Genomic DNA, 14,274 nt, shown 5'->3' with positions numbered 1-14,274 from the left:
GGGGTGGTTTCGGGCGGAGGTCAGGCGGCGGTGACCTCCAGGGTGTCCTTGGCCTCGCTGAGGCGGACGTGGACTGTGTCGCCGTCTCGGATGGTGCCGGAGAGCAGGCCTCGGGCCAGTTCGTCGCCGATGGCTGATTGGACCAGGCGGCGGAGAGGACGAGCACCGTAGACCGGGTCGTAGCCGGTCATGGCCAGCCATTCCATCGCGTCCTCGCCGACGTCCAACGTGATCCGCCGGTCGGACAGCCGCTTCTGCAGGGCGACGATCTGGAGGCCGACGATCTTGGTCAGTTCCTCCGAGCCGAGCGCGTCGAACAGGACGATCTCGTCGAGCCGGTTGATGAACTCCGGCTTGAACGCCTGCCGGACCACGTTCATCACCTGGTCGCGCTTGACCGAGTCCTCGATCGACATGTCCGCCAGGTACGCCGACCCCAGGTTGCTGGTCAGCACCAGGATGACGTTGCGGAAGTCGACCGTCCGGCCCTGGCCGTCGGTCAGCCGCCCGTCGTCGAGCACCTGCAGCAGGATGTCGAAGACCTCGGGATGCGCCTTCTCCACCTCGTCGAGCAGGATCACGGAGTACGGACGCCGCCGGACCGCCTCGGTCAGCTGGCCGCCTTCCTCGTACCCGACATAACCAGGCGGTGCGCCGACCAGCCGCGACACGCTGTGCTTCTCCCCGTACTCCGACATGTCGATCCGCACCATCGCGCGCTCGTCGTCGAAGAGGAAGTCCGCCAGCGCCTTCGCCAGCTCCGTCTTACCGACACCCGTCGGCCCGAGGAACAGGAACGACCCCGTCGGCCGGTCCGGGTCGGAGATGCCCGCCCGCGCCCGCCGCACAGCGTCGCTGACGGCCTTGACCGCCTCACGCTGGCCGATCAGCCGCCGGCCGAGCTCGTCCTCCATCCGGAGCAGCTTGCCGGTCTCGCCCTCGAGCAGCCGGCCGGTCGGGATGCCGGTCCACATCGCGATCACCTCGGCGATCTCGGTCGGCCCGACCTCCTCGTTGACCATCGCGTCCGGCCCGTCCAGAACCTCAGGCTCCGCGGCGGCCGCCTCCAGCTCCTTGGTCAGCTCGGGAATCTCGCCGTACAGAATCTCGGAGGCACGCGCCAGCTCGCCGTCACGCTGAGCCCGCTCGGCCTGACCGCGGAGCTCGTCGATCCGCTCCTTGATCTCGCCGACCCGGTTCAGCCCGGACTTCTCCTTCTCCCAGCGAGCCTCGAGCGCACGCAGCTCCTCCTCGCGATCCGCGAGGTCCGCACGCAGCCGGGCCAGCCGGTCCTGCGACGAAGCGTCCTCCTCGCGCGACAGCGCGAGCTCCTCCATCTTCAACCGATCGACGGTACGCCGCAGCGAGTCGATCTCGACCGGCGACGAGTCGATCTCCATCCGCAGCCGGGAAGCAGCCTCGTCGACCAGGTCGATCGCCTTGTCGGGCAGCTGCCGGCCGGTGATGTACCGGTTGGACAGCGTCGCCGCGGCCACCAGCGCGGAGTCGGAGATGGCGACCTTGTGGTGCGCCTCGTACCGCTCCTTCAGCCCGCGCAGGATCGCGATCGAGTCCTCGACCGACGGCTCACCCACGAACACCTGCTGGAACCGTCGCTCCAGCGCCGGGTCCTTCTCGATCCGGGTCCGGTACTCGTCCAGCGTGGTGGCGCCGATCATCCGCAGCTCACCGCGCGCCAGCATCGGCTTCAGCATGTTGCCGGCGTCCATCGCGCCCTCGCCGGACGCGCCCGCGCCGACGACCGTGTGCAGCTCGTCGATGAACGTGATGACCTGGCCGTCCGACTCCTTGATCTCGGTCAGCACGGCCTTCAGCCGCTCCTCGAACTCACCCCGGTACTTCGCTCCGGCGACCATCGCCCCCAGATCCAGGCTGATCAACCGCCGCCCGCGCAGCGATTCGGGAACGTCACCCGCGACGATGCGCTGGGCCAGTCCCTCGACCACGGCCGTCTTGCCGACGCCGGGCTCACCGATCAGCACCGGGTTGTTCTTCGTACGCCGGGACAGCACCTGCACCACGCGCCGGATCTCCGAGTCGCGCCCGATCACCGGGTCGAGCTTGCCGTCGCGAGCCCGCTCGGTCAGGTCGACGCCGTACTTCTCCAGCGTCTTCGTCGTGCCCTCGGCCTCCGGCGAGGTGATCCGCCGGTTGCCGCGCATCTTGTCGAACGCCTGCAGCAAGGCATCCGCAGTCACGCCCAGCGCGGTCTGCGCGACCCCTTCGACGGTGGCCAGCGAGATCAGCAGGTGCTCGGTGGAGACGAACTCGTCCCCCAGCCCCAGCGCCCGCTGCTCAGCCTGGTTGAGCACGTCGCTCGTCTTCGGCGACAGGCTCGGCGCCTGCATGCTGCCACCGCTCGCCTTGGGCAAGCGGCTCATCGCCTCCGCCGTGCGGCGGCGTACCGCGTCGAGGTCACCGCCGGCGGCCTCGAGCAGACCGACAGTGGTCCCCTCGGGCTGCGCGAGCAGTGCCGACAGCAGGTGAATCGGTTCCACGGTCGGGTTGCCGGCCGCAGACGTCTGACGGATCGCGACCGACAGGGTTTCCCGGGCCAGCGTCGTCAACCGCTGAACGTCCATCTGGTTCCAGCCTTTCAAAGCTCAGTTACAGGTCCTACTAGAGACAACTTATCCAAACTTGAGTCCATTCCGCTCAACTCTGTCGAATCCTGGGGAAAACTCAGGGAACTCCCGGGCCGCCCGACCCTTCGAGGAACCTCGAAACGAGAACCACCGGACGCTCAGTCGGGTCTTCCTCACAGAACGCAGCTTCTGCCCACTGGAGGTCCGTCTTGCCCAGCCATCGCTGGATCCCGCCCTTGCTGGGGGCCGCGCTCCTGCTCTCCGCGGCACCCCTGCCCGCCGAATCAGCGCCACCCAGCCAGCCCGCCAAGCCCAGCCACCCCGCCAAGCAACAGGCGAGCGCCACCGTGACCCTGATCACCGGCGACCGCGTCCGGGTCACCACCCGCCCCGGCAAGCCGGACGAGATCGTCTTCGAGCCGGTCAGCGGCAGCCGCTCCGACTCAGCCGTCACCAGCTACTCCAACGGCCACACGTACGTCGTACCCTCCGCAGCCTCCGCCGACGTCGTGGCCGGTCGCCTCGACCGCACCTTGTTCGACGTCACCACCCTGATCGCCGAGCACCGCGACGACGCGCACAGCAAGACGATGCCCGTCATCATCCGGTACTCCGGACCCGCCGCCCTCACCAAGGCGAAGGCCGCGATCCCCGGCTCAGCCAGAACCCGCGCACTCACCAGCCTCGGCGCCAACGCCGCCGCGATCACCAAGACCAAGGCCGCCGACTTCTGGCGCTCCCTCACCCCGGGCAAGTCCGACCGGGTCGCCGGCACCGTCCAGCACATCTCGCTGGACCGCAAGGTCACCGCCAACCTCGACCAGAGCGTCCCCCCAGATCGGCGCCCCCGCCGCCTGGCAACGCGGCCTGACCGGCAAGGGGGTGAAGGTCGCGATCCTCGACACCGGCATCGACCCGACCCATCCGGACGTGGCCGGCCGGATCGCCGAGGCCAGGAACTTCACCCGTACGCCGGACGCGGTCGACCACAACGGCCACGGCACCCACGTCGCCAGCATCACCGCCGGCAATGGCGCTGCATCCGGCGGGAAGTACAAGGGCGTCGCCCCCGAAGCCAGCCTGCTCGTCGGCAAGGTCCTGGACGACGACGGGAACGGCGACTTCTCCGACATCATCGCCGGTATGGAGTGGGCCACTGCCCAGGGCGCATCCGTCGTCAACATGAGCCTCGGCGGCGATGCCAGCGACGGCACCGACGACCTGTCCCAGGCCGTCAACCAGATGAGCCGATCCACCGGCGCCCTCTTCGTCATCGCCGCAGGCAACTGCTTCTGGCCGCAACCGTTCACGGTCAGCACACCGGCCGCCGCCGACGACGCCCTCGCCGTCGGCAACCTGACTCGCACGGGCGAGCTGAACGATTCGTCCTGCCGCGGCCCGCGCAAGGGCGACGGCGCCCTCAAGCCGGAGATTTCCGCACCAGGCACCGGCATCGTCGCGGCACGCGCCGCCGGTACCAGCCTCGGTGACCCGGTCGACGACAACTACACAACACTGTCCGGTACGTCGATGGCCAGCCCTCACGTCGCCGGCACGGCAGCTCTCGTCGCGCAGGCCCACCCGACCTGGAAGGCCGCGCGACTCAAGGCCCGCCTGATCTCGACGGCCGACCCGCAGCCCGGCAGCCGGGTCGACGAGCAAGGCGCCGGCCGCGTCGACGCCGACCAGGCCACCGACGACAGCGTCACGGTCGGCACGGGCGAGCTGGAGCTCGGCGTACTGCGCTGGCCCTACCCCGCGAGCGACCCGGTCAGCCACGAGCTGACGTACCACAACCCCGGCAGTTCTCCGGTCACACTCGACCTCGCCGCCGACCTCGACCCGGCCAAGGCGGCCCCGAAGCTCAGCGCGAGCCAACTCGTAGTACCGGCGGGTGGTGACGCGAAGGTGACCGTCACCGCCGATCGCGCGGCGGCCGGCACGGGCACTTTCTCGGGTCGGGTCACAGCGACCGCGGCCGGCGCGGACCCGATCGTGACGACCATCGGCTGGTACGCCGAGCCCGAGCTCTACGACCTCACCATCAAGGGCATCAACCACGACGGGAGCCCGGCCAACACGTTGCTGAACATCGCCCGGCTCGACGGCGAACCGATCGACTTCGGCCCGTTCGGCGTCGCGATGCAGGACGGCACGGTCACGGTCCGGGTGCCACCGAGCAAGTACGAGGTGACGAGCACCTTCATCGGTCCGTGGCCCGAGACCGGCCTGCAGCGGTTCGACCTGGTCGTCGGCCCGGAAACGACCGTCACCAAGGACACCACCGTCACGCTCGACGCGCGCAAGACGAAGCCCGTCCAGACCAGGGCACAGGGCCGCCCGGACCTGACTTTCCGGGAGGCCGGACTCTCCTACCTGCGCAACGGTTCCGACGGCAACCTCGCTGGCGGCAACGGCATCTCGTTCACCGGCGCGCCCCGCCTCCTCGCGGTGACTCCGACGGCGAAGGCGACGATCGGCCGGAGTGAGTTCTCGACCGGCGGCCGGCTGGAGGTTCCGCCGTACCGGGCCAAAGTCGTTGGCGGCAAGGCGATCACCGCCCTCGACTTCTACGTCGGCCCGCGCTTCACCGGCACCAAAACCCTGGACCTGTACGACGGTGGCGCGGCGAACCCGGGTGAGCTGGCCGGCGCCAAGGGCAAACTCGTCCTGATCAAGTCGACCGACACCGACCCGCGCTGGAACGGCGTGCTGGTGAAGCTGGCCGAGGATGCCGGCGCCGCCGCGACGCTGCTCTACAACCCGGACTACCCAGGCATCGACGGTGTCTTCGCCTACTGGGCGACCGGCGACGGCCCCGTAGCGACGATCCCGGCCGCTCGCACGTCGCGCGTGGAGGCCCAGCAACTGATCGACCGGCTGAAGAAGGGGCCGGTGTCCATCAAACTCACCGGCGTGACCGCGACCCCGGTCGTCTACGACTACGCGAAAGCCTGGGCGAATCAGGTCCCGGCAGGCGCCCAGCTCGTCCTGAAGCCGAACCAGCTGGCCCGGGTCGACGACATCTTCGGCGCGCACGTCGCGGGCACCGAGACGTCGGAGATCCGCACGTCGACCACCCCGCTGGGCGGCGGATTCGGCAGCTGGCTGCTCCCGGTCATGCCCACACCGGTACGCCGTACGTCGTACGTGCTCGCCAACGGCCTCAAGTGGAACAGCAGTCTCGTCGTCAACAACAACGGCGACGGCGCCGGAGTCCAGACACCCGACAGGACCTACCGGGCCGGGACTCACACCACCGAGCGCTGGATCGCGCCGGTGGAGAACAGCGGCCTGCCCGCGGCGACGACGCCGTACGCCTTCGTGAGCAGGGCCGACAACGGTCTGGGCGTCTCCCTCAGCCCGTTCCGGCGCGGGCCGTTCGAGTTCGGCGACACGTTCGGCGGGCTCGGCGAGTTCGCGACCACGCTCCAGCGCAACGGCGAGGAGGTCGCCTCCTCCGACCAGCCGGGGCTCTGGGCTGAGGTGCCCGCGGACGCGGCGGAGTACAAGATCAGCCTCGACGCCAAGCGGGAGGCGGCGTTCTGGCTGTACTCGACGCAGGTGAAGTCGGTCTGGTCGTTCAGGTCGAGCGGTAGCGACGAGGAGGTGATGCCGCTCGTGCTGGCGGATGTCGATGTGCCGCAGGCGGACGACCTCAACCAGGTCAAGGTGGGCAAGCCGACGACGATCACCCTCGGCCTGCGGCACCAGGCCGGCTCCAGCTCGAAGGCGAAATTCACCGAGGCGAAGCTGGAGTTGTCGTACGACGGTACGCACTGGACCACGCTGCCGCTGACGAAGGTTGCTGACCGCAAGTACCGGACGACCGTGACGCACCCAGCCGCTCAGGCAGGCAAGGCGCCGTCGCTGCGACTGAGCGTCGGCGACTCGGCCGGCGGCAAGCTGGAGCAGCAGATCACCAAGGCCTACGGGCTGAAGTAGCCGGTCGAGGGGGTGGCTGAAACCACCCCCTCGACTTTCTTCAGGACTGGTAGGCGCCGGCGTCCAAGTGCTCGATACCGGCCAAGGGCTTGCCCGCGAGGTCGAACGCGAAGTCGGAACTCTCACCGCGTCCGATGGCCGGGCTGCCCGCCTTGGGGCGCAAGTTGGTGGCGCTGGTGAAGAGCGGGTCCGCCTTCACCGAGTTCGGACCGAGCGTGAACTGGTACTGGTTTCCGGAGTAGACACCGCGGTCCTCGTCCGCGCTGTCGGCCGGATTGCCGGTGTCGAACGCGTCCTCGTACCCGACCTTCTTGCCGACCTTGATGATGTTGCCGCTCAGCTTGAGGATCCCCGCGCCACAGCCCTCGTCGCAGCTGAAGCCGTCGCCGTTGGGCAGGTAGACGGAGTTGTTCCGGGCCACCGTGCCACGCACCGGGCCGATGTCGCTGGCCGCGCCGCGGGTGACCAGGAAGCCGCCTTGTGCCTTGGTGGAGGTGACGCTGTTGTAGCCGAACACGTTGCCGTCCGCGGTCTTGCCGGTGCCGTTGCGGCCGAGCTCGGTGAAGGTCTCGTTGTCGGCGGTGGTGTTGTACTCGATCCGGTTGTCGTTGCCGTTGAAGATCTCGACCGCGGCCCCGTCGAAGCCGTAGTCGTAGCTGAACGCGTACTGGCCGGCGATCACGTTGCGGCTGATCAGGTTGTCGTTGCCGTGCACCAGGAAGCCGAACGCCCCGGCGTCGTCGTCGGGGTCCACGTCCTTCGGTGTCAGCACGCTCATCTTGGTGTTGTCCTTGATCGTGCTCCACCGGACGATGTTGCCGTCCGAGCCGTCGACGATCGAGATCCCGGCGGCGTTGGCGTCGGCCTGGACGGTGTCCATCACGATGTGGTCGCCGAACAGCTCGAAGCCGGCCCACTCGCAGTTGCTCGCGCGCAGGTCGCCGACGAACCAGTACGAGCCGGTGATCTTCACGCAGTCGGTGACCGGGCCGCCGACGACCGGCAGGTTGCCGCTGCCGTAGGCGCCGACGACGATCGGGCTCGCGGCGGTCCCCGATCGCGACAGGGTGAGGGTGCCGGTCCAGGACCCGCCCCGCTTGAAGTTGATCTGGTCGCCGGGCTGGAAGGCGAATCCGTTGACCTTGGCCAGACTGCGCCAGGCGGTCGCAGTACTGGTGCCGGCGGCTGAGTCGCTGCCGGCGGACGAGTCGACGTAGTAGGTGGCGGCGCTGGTCGTGGCGTGCGCGGTTGCCGGTGCTGTCAGGAGGGCGGCGGACAGGGCAAGTGCAGGTACTGCGGCTAGCTTTCGCATGCGATCCTCGTTCTTCACGGGGTGCGCTGGCTGCAGCGGCGTCGCAGTTATCTTTCCGGAGTTTTGCCCCGGCCGTCAACGCCTGACATTCACCGTTGGCCCGCCGTCACCAGGCCGGCGTCGTAGGCGAGGATGACGGCCTGGACCCGGTCGCGCAGGCCGGTCTTCGCGAGCATCCGGCTGACGTGGGTCTTGACCGTGTGTTCGGTCAGGTGCAGTCCGGCCGCGATCTCCGCGTTGGAGTTGCCCTTGGCAACCAAGATGAGGACCTCGCGTTCGCGGGCGGTGAGCACGTCGAGCCGCGCGGCGACGGACGGGTCGAGGCTGTTGTCGGCGAAGCGGTCGATCAGGCGGCGGGTCACCGGTGGCGCGAGCAGCGCGTCGCCGGCCGCGATCACCCGGACGGCGTTGATCAGCTCGTCGCGGGACGAGCGCTTGAGCAGGAAGCCGCTGGCGCCGGCCCGCAGCGCGTCGTACACGTACTCGTCGAGGTCGAAGGTGGTCAGGATCAGGACTCGTGGCGCGTTCACCGTGGCGGCCAGGCGGCGGGTCGCCTCGATGCCGTCCATCACGGGCATACGGACGTCCATCAGTACGACGCCGAGGTCGAGCACCGCGGCCGCCTTGCGGATCGCGTCCGCGCCGTCGACGGCCTGCGCCACCACCTCGATATCCGGCTGACCGTCCAGGATCATCGCGATCCCGTCCCGCACCAGATCCTGGTCGTCCACCACCATCACCTTGATCGGCGCACCCCCGTCGCTCACCGACCCACCTCCGCCTTCGCGGCGACCGGGAGCCAGGCTTCGACGGTGGTACCGGCGCCTGGAGACGTGTGGATGTCGAGGGTCCCATGGTGGATGCGGACCCGCTCGCGCATACCGGGGAGCCCATGGCGGCTGCCCTTGCGCGCCGCCGCGAGATCGAACCCACGCCCGTCGTCCGTCACCGTGACGGCAATCCCCTCGGTGCTGATCTTCACCGCCACCTTCGCTCCCGTCGCCTCGGCATGCTTGGCCACATTGGTCAACGCTTCCTGCACCAGCCGGTACGCCGTGAGCTGGTGCCCCACCGGCGGCACCTCGGGATCACCGTCCAGCTCCAACTCGACCGCGAGCCGGTCATGCGACACGTCCCGCACCAGCTGCCTGAGCTCCGCCAGCCCGGGCTGCGGCGCCAGCTGTGGATCCGGCACCCCGTCAGCATCCCGCAACGCCGACAACAACCGGTCCAACTCGCCGAGTGCCCGCCGCCCGGTGTCGCCGATCCGCTGGAACCCCTCCAGCACGTCCCGATCCCCACGCCGCAACAGATCCGGCCCGGTCTCCGCCTGGATCACCATCAGGTTGACCGCGTGCGCCACCACGTCATGGAGATCCCGCGCGATGTTCGACCGCTCGGTGAGCACGACCTGCGCCGCATCCTGCTCCTCGCTCCGCCGCTCCAGCTCGGCCTCACGCGCCGCGGCTGCCCGGTTCCGCCGATAGAGCCTGGCCAGTACGCCGGCAGCGACAGCCAGCGCCAACGCGGCCGACAGCAAGACCGGCCACTGGTGATCGACCATGATCTCGTACGGGAAGTTCCGCTCCCGGCCGGTGAAGCCGTCCCAGTCCAGATACCCCTTCAGCTTGGGGAAGACGAGCTTCATCTGCGAGTACCGGATCAGCTCGGCGACGACCGGCAGCGCCCCCAGCACAGCGGTTGCCACGGGCAACGACAGCCGAAGCCGTCGGTTGGAGGCCAGCGAGTACAGGGCGACCGCGAGCGCCCCGACGATGCTCCAGCTGAACGACGTCTGCCAGTACGCCAGCAGGGCGCCGATCGCGAGCACCACCACTGGCACGACCGGCCACTTACGCCGAAGTACCAGCGTCAGAGCCGAGAACGCGATGCCGTAAGTCATCCAGCCGGGCGCGCTCCACCACAGCCCTTTGCCAAGGTCCCTGCCGAGGTCGAGCAGGATCAGGGACGCCGCCGCCATGGCCAGGACCGCATCGAGAGCGACCGTGGCAGGTACGAAGGCACGGAGGTCATCGAGGCGTCCCCGGGCACCTCGCTCGACCACCACGCGCTGACGGACGAGCCGGTAGACCACGCCCAGCACGCACACCGCGAAGAGCGCGGCCGAGAGCCAGACCGGCCACTCCATCGACAGGATCCGGCTGTAGCCCCCCGGATAGGAATCCGAGGCGTCCGGCAGGCTGGAGTAGTCAACCGCACCGTCGTAGATCGCCGGAAACAGCCAGTTCGCGATGAAGGGCCAGCTGACCTTGGCCCCGATCGGCAAGGCGGTGATCACTGCCCCGGCCACCAGCGCCGTGACGAGTCGGCATCGCGAGGCCAACGACCAAAGGGCGAGCGCGGTTCCGGCCAGGATGACGAAGTCGATGTCCCCGACCACCACCGAGCAAAAAGTACCGATCAGCAGCCCCACCGATGCCAGCACCGGATCGACCCGCCGAATGGCGATCAGCGCCGGAGCGACCGCCATGAACAGCTGAACCGCCAGCGACGCGTGGGTCCATCCCCCATTCACCTTGATCAGCTGCACCTGCGTGATCGCCAGGCCGATCACCGCCAGCGCGATGTCGAACTGGGTGCTCGCCAGGAAGGCTCTGAGCCGGGTGTTCATCCGTTCGCCTGTTCTTCGGAGTACGGGAGCAGGGCGCTGATCGTCGTACCGATGCCTGGGTGGGAGTTGATCGTGAGAGTGCCGCCGTGGACCCGAACCCGTTCGCCCATCCCGACCAGGCCGTGCCGGCCGTCGGCCGGGCTGTCCGGATCGAAGCCCTGCCCGTCATCGGTGATCCGCACCCCGATACCGGTGGCGCTCACCTCGACCAGCACCTGTACGGCGCACGCCCGCGCGTGCTTGACCACATTGGTCAGCGCCTCCTGCACCAGCCGGTACGCCGTGAGCTGCGCGCCGTCGGGGACCCGGTCGGTCTCACCGTGCATCTCCAAGGAGACGGGCAGGCCCTGCTCGGACAGACCGTCGGTCAACGCCCGCAGTTCCTTCAGACCCGGCTGGGGCGTGAGCGACGGATCCGGTACGCCGTGCGCGTCGCGCAGCGCCGACAGCATCCGGTCCAGCTCCCCCAACGCCTTGCGGCCGGCGTCGCCGATGCGCTGGAACCCCTGCAGTACGTCGCCTTGCTCACGCTGGACCAGGTCAGGCCCGGTCTCGGCCTGGATCACGATCAGGTTCACGTGATGGGCGACCACATCGTGCAGGTCACGCGCGATCTGTGACCGGCCTTCCAGGAGTACCTGGACCTGCTCGTGTTCCTGGTTCTGCTTGAGCAGCTCGGACTCCCGGACCGCGGCCAGCCGGTTCTCCCGGCCCATCCGCACCAGCAGACCCACTGCCCAGACGGCGAGCATCAGCGCCGACAACCAGACCGGCCACGCCCTGAGCGCCCACGGCTCGTCTCCTTCGACACTGCCGACGTCGGTGACCAGCCGGGCGATCGGCCTGCCCGCGACCAGCCGGCCCACCACCGGAAGGGCGACGAGACCGCTTGCCGCCACCGCCAGCGATCGTGGCCAGGAGCGCCAGACGCCGAGCGAGTAGAGCGCCACCGCGAGGGCAGGCGTCAGCACCCAGTGGGTCTGAGTCACCGGATAGATGAGCAGGCCGGTGAAGCCGAGGATCACGCTGGGGATCTCCGGGGCCACTCGGCGCAGGGTCAGCGACGCGGGAGCAGCGCAAGCGAAGAGCAGCAGCTCGGGCCGGGCTCCGGCCCAGGCCCAGTGCGTCCCCTGGCTCCGGTTCGCGGTGATGTCGTAGACCATCGCCGCGACCAGGGCGCCCGCCAGCAGCCCGTCCAGCCAGAGCCGGTTGGCCGGGTCGGTCAGGAATCGCCGGATCGAGGGCAGGGAGGGTCCACTCACCTGTTCATTCTGCGACTTGACAGGGGGCTGCGCCGTCACTCTTTGGAGTGATGGTCTGTTGCGATCGGTCATCCGTTGCAGTGAGCAAGGAAGGCTCTTGACGGCGATGTGGCGGGTGGGGTCCGGCCGCGAGGCTCGAGAACATGACCACAAGTCCCGTTCTCGAGCCGGTGAAGACCCGGAATCTGCTGCCCTACTTCGCCTTGGCGGCGATCGCCGTCGTCGCCCTCTGTGTGGCGCTCTGGCCCCCGTCGTCGTCGATGTCCGACCTGCGCGTGTACTACGCGGCAGCCAAGGGCTTCGCCGACGGCGAGGACATCTACACGATCCACCACAAGTACCCGGGGATGGGCCTCGGCTTCACGTATCCACCGTTCGCGGCGATGATCATGGTTCCGCTGGCGATCGGCGAGCACTTCGCCCGGCTGCTGATGACCATGCTGTCGGCCGTCTCGCTGCTGACGATCGCCTTCGTCACCGTCCGTACGGTCCGGCCGCTCTGGTCCCGGGACCGCGCCCTCGTCGCCGGGCTGAGCTTCGCGGCACTGGGCCTGCTGCTCGAGCCGGTGCGGTCGACCTTCGGGATGGGGCAGATCAACCTGGTCCTACTGGCCCTGCTGCTGGTCGATCTGCTCGGCTACACGCCGCGGCGGTTCCGCGGCGTACTGGTCGGCGTTGCCACCGGCATCAAGTTGACGCCCGGCATCTTCATCGTGTTCCTGCTGGTCACCAAGCGCTTCCGTGAGGCAGCCGTCGCCACAGCCGCTACCGCCGGCACCCTGCTGCTCGGCTACCTGGTGATGCCCGGCCCGACAGTGGACTTCTGGACCCGCTACATCTTCGACCCGGGCCGCCCGGGCCCAGCGCACTACATCAGCAACCAGTCGATCCGTGGCGCGATCGCCCGGATCACCCAGGGCTCGACCATGACCGCTCCACTTTGGTTGCTCGGTGCAATGATCATCGGTACCGCCGGACTGCTGATCGCCCGTCGCCTGTACGCCGCCGGCCGGCCGCTGGACGCGGTGGTGGCGACCGGATTCACCGGGTTGCTCGTCTCGCCGATCTCCTGGTCGAACCACTGGGTCTGGGCCCTCCCGGCCGTCGCCATGGTGTGGTCGTGGGCTGCTCGTAGTACGGCGATGAGGGTGTTCGCTGGCGCCTGGACCGTCGTGTTCTTGATCGGACTGCCGTGGTTGGCGCCGTGGGCGCATGACCAGGAGTTCCACCACACCTTCCCGCAGGCGCTGGTCGGCAACTCGTACGCGATCGCCGCAATCGCCTTGCTGGTAACGGGTCTGCTCACCACGTCCAACCAGAAAGAGCTCGTATGAGGACGCTGTACGACGGCCTGCTGCGCCGGCGCCTGCAACTCCTGGTGCTGGCCGTCATCCTCACCCCGTTGCTCTACTTCAGCTGGTCGGGCAACGTCGATCTGAATGTCTACCGGACCGGCGGCTACGCGTACCTGCACGACATCAGCCTCTACTCGGAAGGATTCGGGCAGCTCGTCCCCTGGGTCGCGCTCCCCTTCACCTATCCGCCGATCGCAGCTGTGCTCTTCGTCCCGTTGCATCTGCTGCCGATGCCGCTGGCCGACCTGGCGATGTGCGTTGGCAGCGCGGCCGGCCTGACAGCGACCATGCTGGTGATCGCCTACCGGCTCCGGGGGTGGAACAAGCACACCATCACCCTCGGTTTGGCGGCTACCGTCGCGGCGTTCGCCTTCGAGCCGATCCGGTCGACGATCGGCTTCGGCCAGATCAACCTCATGCTGATGGCGCTGGTGGCGCTGGACTGCCTGCTGCCCCAGACCCGCTGGCCCCGCGGCGCGCTCGTCGGCCTCGCGGCGGCGATCAAGCTCACGCCGGCCGTCTTCGTCGTCTATTTCCTGGTACGCCGCCAGTACCGCGAGGCGGCCATCGCGATGGCGACCTTCGTCGGCGTCGGCGTGCTCGGATTCGCCCTCGCCCCGACCGACTCCGCGAAGTACTGGTTCGGCGTCCTACTCGACCCGGACCGGATCGGCGGCGCAACCTACGCCTTCAACCAGAACTACCAGGCGCTCCTGAGCCGCGTGATGGCGGACGGGGTACTTCGCTCACTCCTATGGTTCGGGCTGGTCGCGGCAACCGGCGTACTGGCCGCCGTAGTCGCCCGTCGAGCCCGCACCTCAGGCGACGACGTCCTAGCCCTCCTCGCAATAGCCACCTGGGGCCTACTCTCCTCCCCCGTCAGCTGGTCCCACCACTGGGTCTGGATAGTCCCCGCGGCCCTATACTTCCTCTGCACCCGCCACTGGTGGATGCTCACAGCAACAATCGTCTTCGCCATCGGCCCTCACCAACTCCTGGACCCCGAAGGCCGCCACTGGTCCTGGCCAGAACAACTCCTAGGCGACAGCTACGCCGTCCTAGCCCTTGCCTTCCTCGCAACCGCTGCCCTTTCAGGCACCTTCCGCCCCCGATTCCCAGTAGACGAACCAACCCCCATCCCCCAACGTCAGTCCTGAAGGCG

The 14,274-nt window shown here is 68.7% G+C and carries 10 protein-coding genes; 3 read left to right on the top strand and 7 right to left on the bottom strand.

Going from position 1 to position 14,274, the window contains the following annotated elements; all coding sequences use genetic code 11:
* Window positions 1–20 precede the first annotated feature (20 nt).
* The 3 genes from clpB to ABD768_RS39645 all read right to left on the bottom strand — a co-directional run bounded on the left by clpB (window position 21) and on the right by ABD768_RS39645 (window position 3,414).
* Window positions 21–2,603: an ATP-dependent chaperone ClpB gene (clpB, locus tag ABD768_RS39655; protein ID WP_344849578.1), complete on the bottom strand. Its 2,583-nt coding sequence runs from the start codon at window positions 2,601–2,603 to the stop codon at window positions 21–23.
* A gap of 100 nt (window positions 2,604–2,703) precedes the next feature.
* Window positions 2,704–3,060, bottom strand: coding sequence for a hypothetical protein (locus tag ABD768_RS39650; RefSeq protein ID WP_344849576.1), 357 nt, complete (start codon window positions 3,058–3,060; stop codon window positions 2,704–2,706).
* A gap of 3 nt (window positions 3,061–3,063) precedes the next feature.
* A complete protein-coding gene (locus tag ABD768_RS39645) occupies window positions 3,064–3,414 on the bottom strand; it encodes a hypothetical protein (protein WP_344849574.1) in 351 nt (116 codons plus the stop codon).
* A 74-nt stretch (window positions 3,415–3,488) separates the two neighbouring features.
* Here ABD768_RS39645 and ABD768_RS39640 point away from each other — a divergent pair, with 74 nt between their 5' ends.
* A complete protein-coding gene (locus ABD768_RS39640; RefSeq protein ID WP_344849572.1) occupies window positions 3,489–6,551 on the top strand; it encodes a S8 family serine peptidase in 3,063 nt (1,020 codons plus the stop codon).
* Between the two features lie 40 nt (window positions 6,552–6,591).
* Here the strand turns inward: ABD768_RS39640 and ABD768_RS39635 are convergent, their stop codons facing one another.
* The 4 genes from ABD768_RS39635 to ABD768_RS39620 all read right to left on the bottom strand — a co-directional run bounded on the left by ABD768_RS39635 (window position 6,592) and on the right by ABD768_RS39620 (window position 11,757).
* Window positions 6,592–7,863, bottom strand: a complete 1,272-nt coding sequence (locus ABD768_RS39635) for a hypothetical protein (protein WP_344849569.1) — start codon at window positions 7,861–7,863, stop codon at window positions 6,592–6,594.
* Window positions 7,864–7,952: 89 nt separating this feature from the next.
* The gene (locus tag ABD768_RS39630; RefSeq protein ID WP_343974492.1) at window positions 7,953–8,630 is read right to left on the bottom strand and encodes a response regulator transcription factor; all 678 of its coding nucleotides are present in this window, start codon (window positions 8,628–8,630) and stop codon (window positions 7,953–7,955) included.
* Window positions 8,627–10,495 carry a sensor histidine kinase gene (locus ABD768_RS39625; protein ID WP_344849567.1) on the bottom strand — a complete coding sequence of 623 codons (1,869 nt, stop codon included), beginning with the start codon at window positions 10,493–10,495 and terminating at the stop codon, window positions 8,627–8,629. The genes ABD768_RS39630 and ABD768_RS39625 overlap by 4 nt, the downstream gene beginning before the upstream one ends.
* On the bottom strand, window positions 10,492–11,757 hold the full coding sequence (locus ABD768_RS39620) for a sensor histidine kinase (RefSeq protein WP_344849565.1): 1,266 nt from the start codon (window positions 11,755–11,757) through the stop codon (window positions 10,492–10,494). Before ABD768_RS39620 ends, ABD768_RS39625 begins: the two co-directional genes overlap by 4 nt.
* Before the next feature lie 143 nt (window positions 11,758–11,900).
* Between ABD768_RS39620 and ABD768_RS39615 the strand changes: the two genes are divergently transcribed.
* Entirely contained in the window at window positions 11,901–13,091 is a 1,191-nt protein-coding gene (locus ABD768_RS39615) for a glycosyltransferase 87 family protein (RefSeq protein ID WP_344849563.1), read from the top strand.
* Window positions 13,088–14,269: a glycosyltransferase 87 family protein gene (locus ABD768_RS39610; protein WP_344849561.1), complete on the top strand. Its 1,182-nt coding sequence runs from the start codon at window positions 13,088–13,090 to the stop codon at window positions 14,267–14,269. The genes ABD768_RS39615 and ABD768_RS39610 overlap by 4 nt, the downstream gene beginning before the upstream one ends.
* Window positions 14,270–14,274: the final 5 nt, after the last annotated feature.

Source organism: Kribbella ginsengisoli (assembly GCF_039537185.1).
Taxonomy (GTDB): Bacteria; Actinomycetota; Actinomycetes; order Propionibacteriales; family Kribbellaceae; genus Kribbella; species Kribbella koreensis.
The sequence above is the reverse complement of the archived record's forward strand: the minus strand, read 5'-3'. Positions and strand labels throughout refer to the sequence as shown.